The following is a 19,441-nucleotide window of genomic DNA, read 5'->3' as shown; positions in this document are numbered from 1 at the left end:
CGAAAATTCCGTATTGATGCAAATGCAATCCGCAAAAATTCACAAGCGTAGCAGTGGCCGAACCTGTTGTTGGAGGAAGTCGGTAACCGCTTTGATCCGCGGGGTGGCGCGCACATCCTCATGCATTGCCAGCCAGATTTCGATGCTCATGGTCTGCTCGGCGCTGCCGGCTTCCTTCAGGCCGTGCTCTTGCGCCATGAACGCGGGCAGGCAGGCGATACCAATGCCGCCGGCACAGGCTTGAGCCTGGATGCGCAGGTCATTGCTGTGCAGCGCGAAGGGCTGCTGGCCGGCCTGGCGGTTCAGCCATTGTTGTTGTGGCGAACTGGACTGGGATTCGTCGTAGCCGATGTAGCGCCGGGCCGCCGCGCTGGCCAGGTAGCTGGCCGAGGCGTACAGCCGGTAGTCCAGGTGCCCTAGCAGGCTGACCACCAAGGTCGGCTCTGTGGGCCTGTCCAGGGCGATGCTGATGTCGGCTTCGCGCCGGGCCAAAGAGGCCTTCGACTTGCTGCCGACCAGCTTCAGGCGTAACTGCGGATAGCGCTGGTACAGTTCGCCCAGGCGCCGGGCGACGATGCTGCCCAGCAGTGCCGGTGGTGCCGACAACACCACTTCGCCTTCTACCGACTGCTGGCCGGCGTTGGCGAAATGCTCCAGGGCGAAGGAGGACAAGGCCATTTGCTCGGCCAGTTCGGCGACCCGTCGACCTTCGTCGGTGAGGTCGTAGGCGCGGGGGCGGCGATCTACCAGTTTGAGCTTGAGCGATGATTCGAGCGAAGCAATGCGCCGGGCCACGGTGGCGTGATCGACGCCAAGGGCCTTGGCAGCGGCGGACAGCGAGCCGGCCGAGGTAAAGGCGGAAAAGTGGCGCAGGTCTTCCCAATCGAACATGGATGGCTCGGCAGTGGTGGGTGCAGTAAAGGGGTAGGGTAGCGCTTTCTGCTACTGGGGGCGCAACGGGGCCTTAAGTCGTGAGGGTTGGCACGAACATACCGGTCTTCACATTGCTCATCGACACCAGCGTCTTGAAGCGTTTGACGTTGTTGTTCTCGAAGAACAGCTCGCGGGTCAGTTGGGTGTACTGCTCCATGTGCCGCACCAGCATGATGAGGACGAAATCGCATTCCCCGGCCACGTAGTAGCACTGCTGCACCTGCGGGCAGGCAAGGAAGCTGCGTTTCATTTCGTCCAGCAGGTCCAGCCGCTCGTTCTCCACTTCGACCTCGGTGATCACGGTCAGCGTGTAACCCAGCTGCTCGGCGTTCACCTGCGCCACGGTGCCGCGGATGACGCCGTCGGCAGTCATCTTCTTCAGCCGCCTGTTGACAGCCGCCGAGGACAGGTTGACCTGCGCCCCCAGGTCCAGTTGGGAAGTGCCTGCGTCGCGCTGCACGGCATCGAGCAGGGCCAGGTCGAAGTGATCGAGGGGCATGAACGGGTCTCCGTCGTTGAACAGCACAAAATGCCGTAAATGCGTAATAAAAGTGCATGCAAAGGCCTAAAATCAAGTTTTTAGTACGCTGCAAGCGAATAAAATTCTCCCATGAATGTATACACCGGTGCATCGCGATGACGTTGCACCCAGGGAGAAACGGTTGATGAATGCAAGCACCCCATTGCAACTGAACGGCGCTTTGCTGCTGCAGCAAATTCATGCGCTCGGGCAAACAGGTGCCGACGCCACACACGGCGGGCGCACCCGGATCGCGCTGAGCGACGCCGAGAAGGCCGGGCGCGACCTGCTGGTGGGCTGGATGCGCGCGCTTGATCTTGACGTGCAGGTCGACCGTATCGGCAACATTTTCGGCACTTTGCGTGCACCAGATGACAGCGGTGACCAACGCCCACTGATGATGGGCTCTCACATCGATACCGTGACCAATGCCGGCGCGCTGGATGGTTGCTACGGCGTGCTGGCCGGGCTGGCGGTGGTCCGCGCCTACCGTGATGCCGGGCGCTTGCCCGAGCGTTCGATCACCGTTGGCGCCTTCACCAACGAGGAGGGCGTGCGCTACCAGCCCGACATGATGGGCTCGTTGGTGTACGCCGGTGGCCTGGCGCTGCAGCAGGCCCTGGATACCCTCGGCACTGACGGCACGCGGCTAGGCGACGAACTGGCGCGCATCGGCTATGCCGGCACGCTGGAACCAGGGGCCATCGTGCCACACGAGTACCTTGAGCTGCATATCGAGCAGGGGCCGATCCTTGAAGCCGAGAACACCCTGATTGGCGTGGTCGAGAACCTGCAGGGTATTTCCTGGCAGCAGGTGGAGGTGAAGGGCCATGCCAATCATGCCGGCACCACACCGACGCACCTACGCCATGACGCCGGCTTCGTCGCCAGTGCCATCGTCGCCGAGCTGCGCGCCATGGCCGTGGATTCCGGCACGACCTTGGCCACGGTTGGCTGCATGCAGTTCGAGCCAAATGTGATCAATGTCATCCCGCGCAAAGCGACGTTCACCGTCGACCTGCGCGACCCCGACGAAACCCGCCTGGCCGACGCGGAAAACCGACTGAGTCAATACCTGGCGGCGCTCGCCGAGCGCGAAGGGGTCAGCATCAGCACAGAGCGCCTGGTGCGCTTCGAACCGGTGATCTTCGATGCCGGCCTGGCCGATGCCATCGACGCCTCGGCGCGGCGTTTTGGTTTCAGTCACCGGCGCATGACCTCTGGCGCCGGCCACGATGCGCAAATGATCGCTCGCATTGCCCCGGCTGCAATGATCTTTGTACCCAGCCAGGGTGGCATCAGCCACAACCCGCGTGAGCACACCGACGACGAGCAACTGATCCAGGGCGCGCAGGTGCTGCTGGACGTGGTAAGCCGCCGCCTGGCCCAAGCCTGATTCCCACTGTAATACCCGCCCGCTGCAGCCTGGCTGCAGCGGCGTGGGCTTCCTGTTGCCTGTAGAAAGGAGTACTGCATGTTTGTTTCCAACCCCAAGGCTGGCCGCCAGCCGTATCCGCAAGCGCTGCAAGCGGTGATGAGTATTGCCAAGGCCGAGGAAAGCCGCCAATGGCTGGCCGTATGGCCCCGCCTCAACAAGGGTGCTACGCCGCTTTACACCTTGCCCGACATGGCCGCAGAACTGGGTGTTGCCCGGTTGTCGGTCAAGGACGAATCGGTGCGCTCGGAGCTGGGCAGCTTCAAGGCCTTGGGTGCGCCAATTGCCTTGGTTCGCCTGATCCTGCGCACCTTTCCCCAGCAGCAACTCGACCCGCGTGGCTTGCTGGAAGGCCGTTATGCCGACCTGCTGGCCCACTTCACCGTGGTCAGTGCCACTGACGGTAACCACGGCAAGGGCCTGGCGGCTGCCGCGCAGAGCATTGGCTGCCGCTGCGTGATTGTGCTGCACGCCAACGTCAGCATCGAGCGCGAGCAGGCGATTGCCGCCTATGGCGCCAAGATCGTGCGCATTGCCGGCAACTACGACGAATCGGTGGAGCACGCCGCAGCGCTGGCGGACAGCAATGGCTGGACGGTGGTCTCGGACACTTCCTATGAAGGCTACGAAGTGATCCCGCGTGACGTGATGCAGGGCTACGGCACCATCGCTGCGGAAATCATCGAAGCCACAGCTGGGCAGGCGCCGTTCACCCATGTGTTCCTGCAGGGCGGGGTAGGTGGCCTGGCAGCGGGCATCGTCAGCTACCTGTGGGAGCACTGTGGTGAACAGCGCCCAATGTTCGTCATGGTCGAACCCGAACAGGCAGACTGCCTGTACCAGAGTGCCTTGCTCGGCCGGCCAGCCAGGGCGACCGGCTCGGTAGACTCGGTAATGGCCGGCCTGGCCTGTGGCGAGACCTCGCCACTGGCCTGGCGCTTCCTGGAGCCAAGCGTTGATTACTTCATGACCATCAGTGACGACCAGGCGGTTGCCGCCATGCGCCGCCTGGCGGCCGGCAGCGCTCGCGATATTCCGCTGGTAGCCGGTGAGTCCAGCGTCGCCGGCCTGGCCGGGCTTATCCAGCTGCTCAAGGGCGCGGGTGCAGCCGCTGACCTGGGGCTCGACGGCACTGCGCGCATTCTTTTCATCAGCACTGAAGGTGCCACCGCCCCAGGTGTTTATGCCGACCTGCTGGGCGAGTCCGCAGCCTCGGTGCTGGCCCGACAGCAAGCCTGGGCACTGGCCTGATCCACTCCAAGGGCCGGTAAACCCGGCCCTGCATCAGCTCCCCACAGCTCCCCACAAGAAAAAAAAGCGGAGATTGCATGAACGAACTCAAACGTGACATCAGCCCCTGGTCGCTGATGCTGACCGGCCTCGGCTCCATCATCGGCTCGGGCTGGCTCTTCGGTGCCTGGCATGCATCTGCCATCGCGGGGCCTGCGGCAATTCTGGCCTGGGTCATCGGTGCAGTGGTGGTTCTGGCGATAGCCCTGACCTATGCGGAAATGGGCGCGATGTTCCCTGAATCGGGTGGCATGGTCCGCTATGCCCGCTACTCACACGGCTCGCTGGTGGGCTTTCTGGCGGCCTGGGCCAACTGGATTTCCATTGTTTCGGTGATCCCTATCGAAGCGATCGCCTCGATCCAGTACATGGCCTCCTGGTCATTCCCTTGGGCGCAGGCGCTGGTGCATCAGGGTGAGTTGACCCACAGCGGGCTGCTGGCCAGCGCGGGCCTTGTGCTGGTGTACTTCGGCCTGAACTACTGGGGCGTGAAACTGTTCGTCAAGACCAATACGGCGATCACGGTATTCAAGCTGGTGGTGCCTGCGCTGACCGCTGTGGCGTTGATCTCGACCCAGTTCAACACCGAGAACTTCGGTGATGGAACGCTTGCCAGCTTTGCGCCCTATGGCTGGTCGGCGGTGTTCACGGCGGTGGCTGCCAGCGGCATCGTGTTCAGCTATAACGGCTTCCAGAGCCCAGTCAGCCTCGCGGGTGAGGCACGCAACCCCGGGCGGAGCATTCCATTCGCACTGGTCGGCTCAGTGCTGATTGCGCTGGTGATCTACGTGACATTGCAAGTGGCCTTTATTGGCGCGCTGAGCCCAGCGAGCATCGCCGAAGGCTGGCACAAGCTGAACTTCGATTCACCGTTGGCGCAACTGGCGTTGGCGCTCAACCTGAACTGGCTGGCCATGCTGCTTTACCTGGATGCCTTCGTCAGCCCCTCGGGTACCGGTTCGATCTACACCGCCACCACCGCGCGCATGATCTATGCGATGGAGAAGAACAACACCCTGCCGAAAATGTTCGGCAACCTGCACCCACTGTATGGCGTGCCGCGCCAGGCGATGTGGCTGAACCTGGCGGTGAGCTTTATCTTCCTGTTCTTTTTCCGCGGCTGGGGCGTGCTGGCGGCGGTGATTTCGGTGGCCGTGGTGATCTCGTTCCTGACCGGGCCGATCAGCCTGATGTCGCTGCGCGTCACCGCGCCGGAAATCCAACGCCCACTGCGCCTGAAGGGCATGGGCATCATTGCGCCGTTCGCCTTCATCTGCGCCTCGCTGGTGCTGTACTGGGCGCGTTGGCCGCTGACCGGCCAGGTAATCTTCCTGGTGATCGGTGCCTTGCCTCTCTACTTCTACTACCAGGCCAAAGCCGGCTGGTCAGGCTTTGCCCGCGAGCTGCGCGCTGCGGCCTGGCTGATCGGTTATCTACCCGCGATGGCGTTGGTGTCCTGGCTGGGCAGTGCGGCCTTCGGTGGTATCGGTTTGCTGCCGGAAGGCATCGACATGGCCGTGGTGGCCGTGGTGGCCTTTGCGTTTTACCGCCTGGGGGTGCGTAGCGGCTACCGCACCCCGTACCTGAGCGAACGCGTCAACTGCCCGGGTCAAGCGCCTGCATTTGAGGCGCAGCCTTCTGATCAACGCCCGTCTCAGGAACTGAAAGCATGAACAATGACACTACCTTCGAGCAACGCCTCATGCAGTGGCGGCATGCCTTTCACCGTCACCCGGAAACCGGTTTCGAAGAGTTCGACACCGCCGAGCAGGTCGCGCAGATCTTGACCGGCTTCGGTCTGCAGGTACACCGCGGTATCGGTGGCACCGGGCTGGTCGCCAGCCTTAGCGTCGGCGACGGCCCAGGGGTGATCGGCCTGCGCGCCGACATGGATGCCCTGCACATTACCGAGCAGGCGCAGGGCCGGGCGCATGCGTCGTGCAACCACGGCAAGATGCACGCTTGTGGTCATGACGGGCACATGGCAATGGTGCTGGGCGCTGCGGACCTGCTGTGCCGCGAGCGCAACTTCAACGGCACCGTACGTTTCGTGTTCCAACCGGCCGAAGAGCATGGGTGTGGGGCCAAGGCGATGATGGCCGACGGGCTGTTCGAACGCTTTCCGGTCGATGCTCTGTACGGCGCGCACAACATGCCGGGCATGCCGGCTGGCCATATCGCCACTCGGGTCGGTGGGATCATGGCCAGCGAAGACAACTTCGTCATCCACATCCAGGGCAAGGGCACCCATGCCGCTCGGCCACACATGGGCATTGACCCACTGGTGATCGGCGCTGAGATCGTACTGGCCTTGCAGACCATCGTCGCGCGCAACGTCGACCCGAGCCTGTCGGCGGTGGTTTCCTGCACCGAGTTCATCACGGATGGCATCCGCAACGCGATACCAACCCATGTCACCATCAAGGGCGACACCCGCAGCTACAGCCCCGAGGTGCAACGGTTACTGGAGCGGCGCATGCGTGAGATCAGTGAGGGTATCTGCCAGATGCACGGTGCAAGCTGCCGGTTCGAGTACAGCCACGAGTTTGCGCCGACGGTGAACTGGGCGGCAAATACTGAAATCGCAGTGGCGGCAGCGCGTAACGTGGTGGGGGCGCAGGCGGTGAATGCCGAGGTGATGCCGATGATGATTTCCGAAGATTTTGGCGCCTTCCTGCAGCAGGTGCCGGGCAATTTCGTGTTTATTGGCAACGGTGCGGAGGGGGAGAATGGGGCTACGCCGCTGCATAACGCTGCGTATGATTTCAACGATACGATTTTGGCGACCGGGGCGCGTTATTTTGCCGAGGTGGTGCGGGTCAGCCTGCCGCGTTGAAGTTTGATTAAGGGGCCGCTTTGCGGCCCATCGCAGGCAAGCCAGCTCCCACAGGGAACGTGTAAACCTTGAGCTTCATACAGCACCTGTGGGAGCTGGCTTGCCTGCGATGGGCTGCGCAGCAGCCCCAATGGCTGCCACTTAGGTTTAACTGGCTGGCATTTTCCCTCAATGCCCGCCTTTCATCCTCCGCGCCACCAGATAGATGCCCAAGCCAACCAGCGCCGTCGCCGCACCGATATACCCGGTGCTGGTCCAACCCATGCCGGCAGTAATCGCCATGCCACCCAGCCAAGGCCCTAACGCATTGGCCAGGTTGAACGCCGCATGGTTCGACGCAGCCGCCAGGCTCGGCGCTTCGTGGGCAATGTCCATCAGGCGGATCTGCAGCGGCGCTGCCAGGGCAATCATGGTCCCCACCAGGCCGATGCCCAACAGCAGGCTCCACAGCGCCTGGGCAGCGAAGGTGAAGAACAGCAGTACGGCGATCGACCACACCAGCACCAGTCCCACGGCCCGGAACTGCAGGCGGTCGAACAATTTGCCGCCGGCGATGTTGCCGACGATTCCGCCCACCCCGAACGCCGCCAGGCCAAACGGAATCCACTGGGGCGAAACCTGGGTCACCTGCAGCATGGTCGGCGCCAGGTAGCTGAATACCGTGAACATGCCGGCAAAGCCGATCGAGGCGATGGCCAGTGCCATCCACACCTGCGGGAGGGTGAAGGCTTGCAGTTCCTTACGTGGGTCGCTGCGCACTTCGTCGTGGCGCTGGGGCACGAAACGCCACACAAGGGCGATGGTGCAGACAGCGATCGCGCCCACCAGCACGAACGCCGACCGCCAGCCAAAGTACTGGCCCAGGTAGGTCGCCACCGGGTTGCCGAGCAACATGGCCAAGGTCAGGCCCATCATCACCCGGGCAACCGCACCCGCCCGCTGGTCTTTGGCCACCATGCTTGATGCCACCACTGCGGCAATGCCGAAGTAGGCGCCATGAGGCAGGCCGCTGATGAAACGGAACGCGACCAGGCCGCTGAACGAGGGTGCGAAGGCGGTCGCCAGGTTGCCAAGGGCGTACAGCGCCATCAATAGCAACAGCATGTGCTTGCGCAGCAGCCGGGCACCCAGAATCGCCAGCGTCGGGGCGCCCACCATCACCCCCAGTGCGTAGGCGCTGATGGCATGGCCCACCTGAGGCTCACTCAATTGCAGGTTGCTGGCGATGTCGGGCATCAGGCCCATGATGGCGAACTCGCCGGTGCCGATGGCAAAGCTGCCCAGCGCCATGGCGGCTTCCATCTTCGCGACGGTGCTTTTACTGGGGAGAGGGGGGTGTTCCTGGACTGACATCTGGATCCTTATTGAAACATGCTGAAACGTTCAAGGCGGGATCATAGTCAATCTTTGACTGCAACGTCGAGGAAGCAGGCCGGCTTCCTCGCACGACTGGCGGGGTCAGGCGGTTTCTGCAGCCGGGTTCGCGAAGGCCTCAGGAGCGGCCTGAAGGCGGGCCTGCAACTGGTCCACGTAGGCTTGGGCGTGGTGGATGTCGGTGAACGATACGGGGTGCCCATCGATGATCACCTTACAGCCTGCATCCTGCTCATTGCGCTCGATTACGATCTTCATGCCTGCTCCTTGATGTTGTTCTGGCGCGGGCGAGGTTAGCTTAATTAGCTGCCTAATGAAAATGAAATAACCGCTCTAGATAGCAGTTTTCAGACTTTTTTAAACCCCGGGAATGCCGCCTGAGCGGGCCTTAACGACGGTATTTCATGGCAGCCGGCATGCCTGCTCTTTTAGACTGCCGTGCACATTCGAACCAAGGACAATTGCGATGTCGGATACCTTGCGCAACCCGCTACTCCTGGATGGGCCGGTTGGCCAGATCGAAGTGCTGATCGACTACCCGGTCGGTCCACCCAAGGGGCTGGTGCTGGTCGGCCATCCGCAACCGCTGTTGGGCGGTAGCCCGCGTCATATCGTGCCGCTCACCCTGGCACGGCAGCTGTGTGCAGCGGGTTGGTTGGTGGTACGGCCGAGTTTTCGTGGGGTAGGGCAGACACAAGGTGCGCACGACGAAGGCATCGGCGAAGCGCAAGACTGCATTGCGGTCTTCCGTCACTTCAGCCAGCAATTGCCTGAGCTGCCGCTAGCCCTGGTCGGGTTCTCCTTCGGTGCTTACGTGTTCGCCAGGGTCGCTTGTGCGCTGGAAGGTCAACTGCGGGCGGTGGCGTTGTTGGGGTTGCCGGTAGGTGATGTGCCAGGCGGGCGTTATTACGAGCCATTGCCGGTGCCTGCGGATTGCCTGCTGCTGCATGGCGAACAGGATGAAATGGCGCCGCTTTCCAACCTGTTGCAATGGGCTGGCCCACAGCAACGGGGGGTGTCGGTGTACACAGGTGCCAACCACTTTTTCAAAGGCTGCCTGGGGCGGGCGGCTGAGCAGGTGATCGCCCATCTGGCATTGAAAACCGCGCTCCCATAGGCACTGGCGCGTCGGTCTGGCACCGGCTTTGCCGGTGTTCGCGGCTAAAGCCGCTCCCACAGGGACTGCGGGTGCCCAACGTTTACGCTGTACCTGTGGGAGCGGCTTTAGCCGCGAAAGGGCCGGATCAGGCTGGCATCAACGCTCCAGGTAATGCGTCTGCGCGGCAAAGTCGATAAACCGTTTGCTGGCCAAAGACAGGTACTCCCCCGACCGCCAGCACAGGCGGAAGCTCATCTGCTGCGCAGGCCGGAAGGGCACGCCAACGATGCCCGGTGTACGCTGCTGAACCGAGCGCAGCAGGGTGGCCACACCCATGTTGTCCAGCGCCGCCTGCACCACCAGCGAAACGAAGTTGCTCTGCAGTGCCACTTGGTAGGTGATGCCGTGTTCGGCAAAGAACGCGTCCAGCAGGTGGCGTTGCACGAAGGTTCTATCAAACACCACCATATCCGTGTTGCGCAGGTCTTCTGCGGTGAGGAAGGCTTTGCCGGCATAAGGGTGGTCGGGGTGCATGCACGCCAGCATCTCGTCACTGCCCAGCAGGATTGATTCCTTGTCGGGCGGCACTCGCCTGGACTCCAGCAGTGCGAGGTCGATTTCCCGCTGTTCCAGGCGATGGCCAATGTCTTCGGCACTGCCTTCGAACACGGTCATGGCGATGCCTGGATAGAGTCGGCGGAAGGCATTCATCAACCCTGGCACATAGTGCAGGCCAAACATGGGCGGGATGCCAAGGCGCACTTCGCCGCGTTTCAGATCGGCCATGTCCCGCAGTTCTTGCCGGGCAACATCCATCTCGCGCAGCGCCGAAGCAATACGCGGCAAAAACTGCTCGCCCTCGGCTGTGAGGATGACTTTGCGGGTGGTGCGGTTGAACAGCGTTACGCCAAGTTCTTCTTCCAGCCGGGTTACCGCCATGCTCAGCGCTGGCTGGGCGATGTGCAAATGCTGCGCTGCCTTGGTAAAGCTGCCTTGTCGCACGATCTCGACGCAGCAGCGCAATGCCTTGAGGTTCATTGAGGCGATCTACCACTCATAACAAACTGTGATGCCAAGCATCATAACAATATATTTATTATTATTAACCAGAGGGCCTACGATGCGCGCCACTGAGACATCCTGCAACATCTCAGTCACGCAGCGTAATAAAGCTGCAATCCCACAAAGATTTTGAGGTAGTACCCCAAATGGCCAAGGCCGCCGATGTCGTTGTGCAATGCCTGGAAAACGAAGGTGTCGAGTATGTGTTCGGCATTCCTGGTGAGGAAAACCTCGACCTGCTCGAATCCCTGCGCAAGTCGAAGATCAAGCTGGTACTGACCCGTCACGAGCAGTCTGCAGGTTTCATGGCTGCCACCTACGGCCGCCTGACCGGCAAGACCGGCGTGAGCCTGTCGACCCTCGGCCCTGGCGCCACCAACCTGGTCACCGCCAGCGCCTACGCATACCTGGGCGGCATGCCGATGATGATGATCACCGGGCAGAAGCCGATCAAGAAGTCCAAGCAGGGCCGCTTCCAGATCATCGACGTGTGCGGCATGATGGCCCCCATCACCAAGTACACCCACCAGTTTGCCTCGGCCGACAACATCCCGGCGCGCATGCGCGAAGCCTTCCGCCTGGCAGAAGAAGAAAAGCCGGGCGCTGTGCACCTGGAGCTGCCTGAGGACATCGCGGCCGAGCAAACCGACGCGCTGCCGATTCCACGCAGCCTGCACCGCCGCCCATTGGCCGAGCATGTGGCCATCGAAGCCGCCTTGGAAAAACTGCAGAAGGCCCGCAGCCCGATCCTGGTGATCGGCGCCGGCGCCAACCGCAAGATGACCGCCAAGGTCCTCAAGCAACTGATCGACAAGACCGGTATCCCGTTCATCACCACCCAGATGGGTAAAGGTGTGGTCGACGAGCGCCACCCGCGCTTCCTGGGTAACGCCGCGCTGTCCTCTGGTGACTTCGTACACCGCGCCATCGAAGCCGCCGACCTGATCATCAACATCGGCCACGACGTGATCGAGAAGCCGCCGTTCTTCATGGTCCGTGGCGGTACCGAAGTCATCCACATCAGCTTCCGCTCCGCCGAAGTCGATGCTGTGTACTTCCCGCAGGTGGAAGTGATCGGCGACATCGCCAACGCCGTGTGGCAGATCGGCGAAGCGCTGAACGACACCGCGCACTGGGACTTCACCCGCCTGATGGCGATCCGTGAAGCCAACGAAGCGCAGATCGCCGAAGGCGGCGACGACAACCGCTTCCCGGTCTACCCGCAGCGTCTGGTTGCCGACATCCGTCGCGTACTGCCGTCCGAAGGCATCGTCGCCCTGGACAACGGCATCTACAAGATCTGGTTTGCCCGTAACTACAAGGCGCACAAGCCGAACACCGTGCTGCTGGACAACGCCCTGGCGACCATGGGCGCCGGCCTGCCGTCGGCCATGGCCGCGCACCTGGTGCACCCGGACCGCCCGGTAATTTCGGTATGCGGTGACGGCGGCTTCATGATGAACAGCCAGGAGCTGGAAACGGCAGTGCGTCTGGGTATGCACATCACCGTGGTGATCCTGCGTGATGACGGCTACGGCATGATCCGCTGGAAGCAGGCCAACATGGGCTTCACCGATTTCGGCCTGGACTACGGCAACCCGGACTTCGTCAAGTACGCCGAAGCCTACGGTGCCAACGGTCACCGCGTTGAAAGCGCCGAAGGCCTGCTGCCGCTGCTGGAACACTGCATCAACACCCCGGGCGTGCACGTGATCGACTGCCCGGTCGATTACAGCGAGAACGACCGCATCCTCAACAGCGAGCTGCGTGAGCGCGCGCTGGCGGTGTAAGCCCCAAGTACAGCGCCAGCCCCACGGCTGGCGCTGCCTTCCTGCAAGCGCGGCTCAAGCCGCGAACACCGGCAAGGCCGGTGCCATCCTCCCTGCACTCGCAATCTCCGTCATTTTTCTCAACGACCTAACAGGCCCTGCAGGCTAGCCAGGATGCTATTGGCGTCATACGGCTTGCGTGCCACGGGCACACCCTTCAAGTGCTCGGGAATGCTGATGCCGTCGCCATAGCCGGTGGCGAACAGGAATGGAACCTGACGACGTACCAGTTCATCGGCGACAGAAATGGATGTGCCGGTTCCCAGGTTCACGTCCAGTATCGCGGCATCCGGTGTGCGTCTGGCGAGCAGTTGCATTGCCTCATCTTCGGAATTGGCAGTGATCACGTCCTTGATCTGAGCATCGTTGAGAATTTGCTCCAGGCCGACGGCAATGACCAGTTGGTCTTCAAGGATCAGCACACACAACCCCGTACGTGATGCGAAGGTATCGCCTACCCGGGCCATGGCCGAGGCCGGGATGGCGGGTTCGAACGTTTCAGCGACGGTCAGGTGCTGGGCAGGGATCCTGAACAAGCCTTGCAGGCCTTCGGGGTAATATTCCACCGTGCTGGTGCCGCCCAGGTCGAACGGGATGCTGCGGTCGATCAGTACCGAGCCGAAGCCAGTGCGGCTTGGCGGGCGTACCGTTGGCCCGCCACTTTCACGCCAGCTGATGGCACAAGCGTTGGCGGCGTCGATAACCCAGCTCACTGAAAGCTTGCCGCCGGGTCGCGACAGCGCACCATACTTGGCCGCGTTGGTAGCCAGCTCGTGCAGCACCAGGGCCATGACCGAGTAGGCGCGCGCGTCAAGGATGACGTTCGGCCCCTGCAACTCGATCCCGCCGGTAGCCGTGCGGTACGGTGAAAGTTCGGCCTCCAGCAGCTTCGCCAGGCGCCCGCCACCATCACCGCGCACCACTTGGTCGTGGGCCAGTGACAAGGCCTGGATCCGTCCTTTCAGGGTTGCCACATAGTCGTGAAGGGTCAGGCTCTCAGAGGTCGGATGGGCAACCAGCGCACCAATCAGCGACAGAATGTTCTTGACCCTGTGATTGAGTTCTTCGTTAAGGATGCGCTGGCGCACTTCAGCCTTCGAGCGCTCGCTGGCAAGCAGCTCGCTGTTGTGCAGCACCACTTCGACGATGGCGGTGCGGATCGCATCGCCAAACTGGCGATCCTGTTCGGTCCAGGGCAGCGACTGCTGGTGAACGGTTTCTTTCCAGATGGAAAAACTTTTGCGTGGTGTGAGGCGATCACCCAGCGCGCCGCTGTCGTAGGTTTTGTTCGGGTCCCCGGCCCAGTCGAGCGTCTCGATGACCTCCTTGCGGAAGAAGATCAGGTAATCCCTGGGCTGCTGCGACATCGGGATGATCAGTACGCCAGACACGTCGGTGAAGTACGCCTGGGCCGAAGGGTGCACCGTCGACAGGCGATTGGAGGCCCAGGTACGGCCTTCGGTGACCATGTCCGCCAGCCGCAACAGGTCGGGTACGGCAGCTTTGGGTAGCACCAGTCCGGCTGATGCCCAGCGGCCTTGCAGCGACATGCCGATGCCATCGCACGGGATCAGCGACATAAGCCGCGGCAGGCGTGAGTGAAAGAACCCATCGATGTCTGCTGCCTTGTTGGCATCGCGCACAATGTTGTCCAGTGCTTTGTGAACCCGCACGGCGGCTTCGAGCTTTTGCCGGCTGCGCAGGGTCTCGATATGCAAGGAGAAGAACTCGCCGAACATTTCGGCGGCTACCCGCTGCCCCATGGCCAGTGTTCGTGGCGCGTAGTGGTGGCAGGCGATCAGCCCCCACAGCTCGCCGTTGACGATGACCGATATTGACATCGAAGCGCCCACGCCCATATTGCACAGGTACTCGCAATGGACCGGCGACACGCTGCGCAGGTGCGCGTAGGACAGGTCGAGCGGTTCGCCTGACGGGTCGAGGACGGGGTCGATGGCGACTGTTTTGAACTGGGCGTCGGAAATCACCCGGATCGGGTTGCGCAGATAAAGGGCCCGAGCCTGCTGCGGGATGTCGGAGGCGGGGAAGTACTGGCCCATGAAGCTCTCGAGATCGCCGCGCTTGGCTTCAGCGACCACTTTGCCGGCACCGTCAGCGCCCAACTGGTAAATCATCACCCGGTCGTAGCCCAGTACGGCCCGGACAAAGCGGGCAGCGTCGCGGAACAATTTGCTGGTCTGGTCGATTTCGCGCAGCTGGGCAATCAGGGTGCGGGCCAGCTCGATGGGCTCGGCAATGCTGGCACCGGCCGGTTCGAACTCCAGGATTGACGTGCCTTTGAACAGGTGGGCGGCGACATCGAAGGCCTGGCCACTGGGCAGCACCACGTTGAAGCTGAGTGCAGGGCGCGAGGCGTCGCGGGTACGGGCCAAAGCGTTGCGCAGGGTGTGGGCTACCTCGTCTCCTAGCAACGCGTGCAGCTTCTGGCCGTTGATGTCACCTGCAAGGCCCAGCAAATACGGGGCGTTGACCGAATGGCGCAGGACCACGGTCGCCGATGCATCACAGGCAAGCAGGCAGCCGTGGGGCTGGATGCTGCCAGGGATCTGTATGGGTTCGCGGTCGCAGTTGGTCAGGTTTACTTGTGGGTCGGAGGTCATTGGCCCGTGCCTGTGGGTGAAGGGTAGGCCGCCAGCAAGGCCGCCATGGTCAGCCTAGCAGGCATTCCCCGCCTTGGTCACCAAGGCGCGCAGGCTCAAGTTGATGGGAGCTCCCCCCGTTCATCCGCGAAGCCCAGCTCCCGGATGAACATCGAAAACAGTTCAGGGTGAGACGAGATATTCAGTTTTGCGTACAGGTGGCGCCGGTGCACCTTGACGGTCTCGGGCGAGATTCCCAGCCGTTGCGCCATCGCCTTCGACGAGTAGCCGCGCAGAATCAGCCGGGCGATTTCCAGCTCTCGCTCCGATAACAGGCCTTGGGCAAACCTGGCCAGCGCATCGCCAACCGGTGGCTGTACGGGCACCGAGACGCCGGTATGCGCCCAGTGTTGCTGAAGCAAGGCCAGCACCCAGGCACTGACCAGGTTGAGCTTGCCCAGCTCTGCTGCATCGAAAGCGCGGCGCATGCCCAGCGACAGCGACAACACCCCATCGGGTAACTGCAACAGGAACTGGACTTCGTCCATCAGCACATGGTTCTGGAAGTAGTTCTGGTAATAGTCCGTTTGCCAGAAATGATCCGGGGCTACCTCTTCGAGGTGGTAGCAACCACTGGCCAGGCCTTCGCGCGCCGCCTGGTAGAAGGGGTCAAGCAGATACAACCCGTCGAGATAAAGCTCACCGGCTACGGGGGCTGGCGCCGCGTCGTATTCCTCCAGCACTTGTGGTGCGCCCTGGGGTGGGAAGTGCATCGCCAGCGCGTTATCGAACGGCACCCAATGCCTCAGTACCAGGATCAGCTGGCGCCAGAAGCGCGGGCCGCCGATGTGCTCTATCGCCTTGGCCAGCGCGGCGTGACCGGCAACTTCATGAAAGAGAACGTCCACGGCAGCATCCTTGAGGGCAGTAGGGCATTGGCGCCCGATTTGCTCCAGCTGTCAACGGGGGTAACCCTTAGGGGGAATTGTTCCGCCGGGCTCTGCCGAATAGATTTCATCCCCATCAAGCGGGCCGCCGGGCTCGCCACGTTTCGCTTCCGGGTTCTGCCTCTGACACTAACAACAACGTGAGGATGAACAAATGACGTCCTGTAGTGCACCCGCTTCCAAACTCAAACCGACACTGAGTGTCGCTGACGTCGTGGCCATCACCGTATCCTCGGTGACCCCCGCCAGCTCGGTCTTCGTCATCGCGCCTTTCGCCATCGCCCAGGCAGGTACCGGGGTAATCTGGGCCTTCATGCTGGGGGGCGTGTTGGCGTTGATGTTTGCGCTTTGCTATGCCGAACTGGGCCGCGCGCACAGTGCTGCCGGGGGTGAATATGTGTTTGCCAAACGGGTATTTGGCGGCATGGCCGGTTACGCCACCTTTCTTACCGTGCTGGCGATGTTGGTGTTCATTCCACCGGTGCTGGCAACCGGGGCTGCCACCTACTTGAATGCGGCCTTGCGCACCCAGCTTGATGGGCAGACGGTGGCCTTGCTGATTGTCGCCCTGGGTTATCTGCTGGGTATCCTGAATATCAAGCTGAACGCGTGGGTGACCGGCATCTGCCTGTTGCTTGAAGTGGCGGCGTTGATGGTGATTGTGGTGCTGGGCTTTGGCAATGCCCAGCAACCCCTCGGCAGCCTCGTCAGCCCGCTGGTACTGGATAACGGAATACTGCATGCCGCGCCGTGGGCGCTGGTGATTGGTGCGGTCGGCACTGCGTTGTTTTCCTTCAACGGATTTGGCGGCGCAGTGTTGCTGGCAGAAGACATGAAGTGCGGGGGGCGCGGCGTCCACAGGGCCGTGCTGTGGTCACTGGTGCTGGTGGTGGCCATTGAAGTGATCCCCATGCTGGCACTGCTGATTGGTGCACCGTCGCTGGAAGCGATGCTGGCCAGCCCGGATCCGATTGGCTACCTGCTGGCGGCGCATGGCAACGAAACGCTGTCGCGATTGGTGAGCGGCGGGATCTTCCTGTCGGTGTTCAATGCCATCATCGCCCTGGTGATCCAGAGTGGCCGGGTGATCTACAGCAGCGGGCGGGACGCGTTGTGGATGCCGACCCTGAACCGCGCCTTTACCCGGATTCACCCCAAGTGGGAATCGCCCTGGCTGGCCACGCTGTTCCTCGCCGTGCCGTCTGCGGCCCTGACCTTCAGTTCCAACCTGGGGGAGCTGACCTCGTTCACCGTACTGCTCATCCTCTGCGTGTACCTGGTGGTCGGCTTGTGCGCACTGTTCAGTCGGGTACTGCGCCGTGACCGGGAGCATCCGTACCGCATGCCGCTGTGGCCGCTGCCGGCACTGGCGGCGGTGACCGGTGCGGGGTACCTGTTGACGGCCCTGTTGAGTGAGGCCTCCGCCCGGGACATTTTGATCATTCTTGGCATTCTGCTTACCTCGGTGTTGCTGTACGGCACCTATGGCAAGTTGAGCCCGGCCTTCCAGAAACTTTGAGCGAGAGACAAGATGCGAGCACGCGATTTCGGGATCACGCTGGGCCTTGGTCGGCCTGGCCCCCACAACGCCATTACCGATGTTCCAGGTGTACGCGTTGGCCACGCCACCCTGAACAAGACCCATAACGGCAAACCCGTACGCACCGGGGTGAGCGTCATCGAGCCCCGCGAAGGCCCGGCGCGCTATGAGCCGTGCTTTGCCGGCTGCCATGTGCTCAACGGCAATGGCGACGCCACAGGCCTGGAGTGGATTCGTGAGGCGGGCCTGCTGACTACCGCCATTGCCACGACCAACACGCACAGTGTCGGTGTAGTGCGCGATGCGCTGATCGCCCATGAGCATGCGACCTTGGCAGACCACGCGACCTACTGGTGCATGCCAGTGGTCATGGAGACCTACGACGGTGTGCTGAACGACATCTGGGGCCAGCATGTAAATGCCGACCTGGTTCAGCAAGCGCTGGGGGCTGCCCGCAGCGGGCCCGTAGCAGAGGGGGCGGTTGGCGGTGGTACCGGTATGATCTGCCATGAGTTCAAAGGCGGCGTCGGGACTGCATCGCGGGTGCTGCCGGCCGGGGAGGGCGGCTGGACGGTGGGCGCTTTTGTCCAGGCCAACCATGGGCAGCGCCGTGACCTTCGGGTGGATGGTTACCCGGTGGGCCGGGTGTTGCTTGATCTGCCTTCGCCATTTGACCAGCAGGACACCCCCGGCATGGGTTCCATCGTGGTGGTACTGGCCACCGATGCGCCGTTGCTGCCGCATCAGTGCCAGCGCCTGGCACAACGTGCGGCGCTGGGTATTGCCCGCACGGGGGGCGGTACCGATGACTCCAGTGGCGATATCTTTCTGGCGTTCTCTACGGGCAATACCGGGCTGGCGCCTGCCGATTACAACCGCCGCGACCTGCCGGTGACAGCGCAAGTGGCAATGGTCAACAACGATCATATCTCGCCGCTGTTCGCGGCGGCGGCAGAGGCGGTGGAGGAGGCCATTGTGAATGCAATCCTGGCTGGGCGCACGATGCTGGCGAAAGATGGACGCGAGGTGCCTGGTCTGGAGGGCGAGCGCTTGCTGACAGCACTCAGGCAAACGGGGTGGCAGGGCAATACTTGAATCAAAACGGCCCCTCGCTCAGTGTGGGTCATTGCCTTTGCATCACTACAAAAGAAAAGGCCATCAAGGCGGTAGGTGCCGCCTCTCGCCAAAGGAGTACAGATGTGCTCCTTTCGAGAAGCGCTTGAACGCGGGGTGGGATCAGTGCTCTCATCCTGCGTCTGTGCTTATTGGTATTGAACGATGAACCGCCCGCTGTTTGTTTCCATTGATGGTCCCAAGGGCACCGGCAAGACCACATTGCTGGAGGCTGTGACACAGGCCCTGAGGCTGGACGGGCACAAGGTCGTCCGCCTTTGCGAGAGAAACAACGACCCCTACCGCGGCGAAACCATGGTACTGGTCAACAGGCTCGCCAGAAGCCCGTGCCAGGAACTGGAATATCAGGTTTGCGAGCGCTTTGCAGATAGCCGTGCCTGGATTTCCCAAAAGGTGCTGCCCAGGCAGCCCGCTGACAGCATCATCCTGATTGATCGCTGGTATCCCTCTGACGCGGCGTTTCGCCGTAGCGTGCCGTTTGCGCAGATCCTGCAGCTGAACCTTGAGCGCGGCGTGCAAGTACCAGATTTGCATGTTGGTGTTGTCACCGCCCCTGAAACCTCATGGGCAAGGGCCGCGGCGCGCAATCGTGGGCTGGGCAGTACGGTGATCCACAACCTGGATGAGCAGGTTGCCTGCACCGAAGCGTTCGAGCGGGCGGTTGCCGAGCATGCATGGCTGCTGTGCCGAAATGAAGGCCCACTCGACCAGGCAACCCGGCAGATAGTTGGCGAAATACAGGCGGTACTGCGCCACGCGTAAGTTCAGCCAGCAGTTCGATCGCGCTGTTCGCGCAGGCTTTCCTGGGTGGACCATCGCTCAGTCAACTGGTCTATGAAAAC

The 19,441-nt window shown here is 62.2% G+C and carries 16 protein-coding genes; 9 read left to right on the top strand and 7 right to left on the bottom strand.

The features are described 5' to 3' along the window. Nucleotides 1-39: 39 nt before the first annotated feature. Both P0Y58_16945 and P0Y58_16940 read right to left on the bottom strand, forming a co-directional pair. Entirely contained in the window at nucleotides 40-891 is an 852-nt protein-coding gene (locus tag P0Y58_16945; GenBank protein WEK28594.1) for a LysR family transcriptional regulator, read from the bottom strand. A gap of 73 nt (nucleotides 892-964) precedes the next feature. Next, nucleotides 965-1,432 (bottom strand): Lrp/AsnC family transcriptional regulator, encoded by a 468-nt coding sequence (locus P0Y58_16940; protein ID WEK28593.1) that lies wholly within the window; start codon nucleotides 1,430-1,432, stop codon nucleotides 965-967. Between the two features lie 166 nt (nucleotides 1,433-1,598). Between P0Y58_16940 and P0Y58_16935 the strand changes: the two genes are divergently transcribed. The 4 genes from P0Y58_16935 to P0Y58_16920 all read left to right on the top strand — a co-directional run bounded on the left by P0Y58_16935 (nucleotide 1,599) and on the right by P0Y58_16920 (nucleotide 7,014). Then, entirely contained in the window at nucleotides 1,599-2,849 is a 1,251-nt protein-coding gene (locus tag P0Y58_16935) for a Zn-dependent hydrolase (protein WEK28592.1), read from the top strand. 78 nt (nucleotides 2,850-2,927) lie between these two features. Beyond that, nucleotides 2,928-4,139 (top strand): diaminopropionate ammonia-lyase, encoded by a 1,212-nt coding sequence (locus tag P0Y58_16930; protein WEK28591.1) that lies wholly within the window; start codon nucleotides 2,928-2,930, stop codon nucleotides 4,137-4,139. A 77-nt stretch (nucleotides 4,140-4,216) separates the two neighbouring features. Next, entirely contained in the window at nucleotides 4,217-5,851 is a 1,635-nt protein-coding gene (locus P0Y58_16925; protein ID WEK28590.1) for an APC family permease, read from the top strand. Continuing rightward, nucleotides 5,848-7,014, top strand: a complete 1,167-nt coding sequence (locus P0Y58_16920) for a M20 family metallopeptidase (GenBank protein WEK28589.1) — start codon at nucleotides 5,848-5,850, stop codon at nucleotides 7,012-7,014. The genes P0Y58_16925 and P0Y58_16920 overlap by 4 nt, the downstream gene beginning before the upstream one ends. A 168-nt stretch (nucleotides 7,015-7,182) precedes the next feature. On the opposite strand, the gene P0Y58_16915 is transcribed toward P0Y58_16920, so the two are convergent. Further along, complete coding sequence (locus tag P0Y58_16915; GenBank protein ID WEK28588.1) at nucleotides 7,183-8,367, bottom strand: MFS transporter; 1,185 nt, start codon at nucleotides 8,365-8,367, stop codon at nucleotides 7,183-7,185. A gap of 105 nt (nucleotides 8,368-8,472) precedes the next feature. Then, complete coding sequence (locus tag P0Y58_16910; GenBank protein WEK28587.1) at nucleotides 8,473-8,646, bottom strand: hypothetical protein; 174 nt, start codon at nucleotides 8,644-8,646, stop codon at nucleotides 8,473-8,475. A 208-nt stretch (nucleotides 8,647-8,854) separates the two neighbouring features. Here P0Y58_16910 and P0Y58_16905 point away from each other — a divergent pair, with 208 nt between their 5' ends. Then, entirely contained in the window at nucleotides 8,855-9,505 is a 651-nt protein-coding gene (locus P0Y58_16905; GenBank protein ID WEK28586.1) for an alpha/beta hydrolase, read from the top strand. A 138-nt stretch (nucleotides 9,506-9,643) separates the two neighbouring features. On the opposite strand, the gene P0Y58_16900 is transcribed toward P0Y58_16905, so the two are convergent. Further along, nucleotides 9,644-10,525 carry a LysR family transcriptional regulator gene (locus P0Y58_16900; protein ID WEK28585.1) on the bottom strand — a complete coding sequence of 294 codons (882 nt, stop codon included), beginning with the start codon at nucleotides 10,523-10,525 and terminating at the stop codon, nucleotides 9,644-9,646. Nucleotides 10,526-10,695: 170 nt separating this feature from the next. On the opposite strand from P0Y58_16900, the gene P0Y58_16895 reads away from it, so the two are divergent. After that, entirely contained in the window at nucleotides 10,696-12,339 is a 1,644-nt protein-coding gene (locus P0Y58_16895) for an acetolactate synthase large subunit (GenBank protein ID WEK28584.1), read from the top strand. Between the two features lie 119 nt (nucleotides 12,340-12,458). On the opposite strand, the gene P0Y58_16890 is transcribed toward P0Y58_16895, so the two are convergent. Next, the gene (locus P0Y58_16890; protein WEK28583.1) at nucleotides 12,459-14,999 is read right to left on the bottom strand and encodes an HWE histidine kinase domain-containing protein; all 2,541 of its coding nucleotides are present in this window, start codon (nucleotides 14,997-14,999) and stop codon (nucleotides 12,459-12,461) included. Between the two features lie 95 nt (nucleotides 15,000-15,094). After that, nucleotides 15,095-15,886 carry a helix-turn-helix transcriptional regulator gene (locus tag P0Y58_16885; GenBank protein ID WEK28582.1) on the bottom strand — a complete coding sequence of 264 codons (792 nt, stop codon included), beginning with the start codon at nucleotides 15,884-15,886 and terminating at the stop codon, nucleotides 15,095-15,097. Between the two features lie 193 nt (nucleotides 15,887-16,079). On the opposite strand from P0Y58_16885, the gene P0Y58_16880 reads away from it, so the two are divergent. The 3 genes from P0Y58_16880 to P0Y58_16870 all read left to right on the top strand — a co-directional run bounded on the left by P0Y58_16880 (nucleotide 16,080) and on the right by P0Y58_16870 (nucleotide 19,361). After that, nucleotides 16,080-17,444, top strand: a complete 1,365-nt coding sequence (locus tag P0Y58_16880; GenBank protein WEK28581.1) for an APC family permease — start codon at nucleotides 16,080-16,082, stop codon at nucleotides 17,442-17,444. Nucleotides 17,445-17,456: 12 nt separating this feature from the next. Further along, the gene (locus P0Y58_16875; protein ID WEK28580.1) at nucleotides 17,457-18,560 is read left to right on the top strand and encodes a P1 family peptidase; all 1,104 of its coding nucleotides are present in this window, start codon (nucleotides 17,457-17,459) and stop codon (nucleotides 18,558-18,560) included. Between the two features lie 183 nt (nucleotides 18,561-18,743). Then, entirely contained in the window at nucleotides 18,744-19,361 is a 618-nt protein-coding gene (locus tag P0Y58_16870; GenBank protein ID WEK28579.1) for a dTMP kinase, read from the top strand. Nucleotides 19,362-19,441: the final 80 nt, after the last annotated feature.

It is taken from the genome of Candidatus Pseudomonas phytovorans (assembly GCA_029202525.1).
Taxonomy (GTDB): Bacteria; Pseudomonadota; Gammaproteobacteria; order Pseudomonadales; family Pseudomonadaceae; genus Aquipseudomonas; species Aquipseudomonas phytovorans.
The sequence above is the reverse complement of the archived record's forward strand: the minus strand, read 5'-3'. Positions and strand labels throughout refer to the sequence as shown.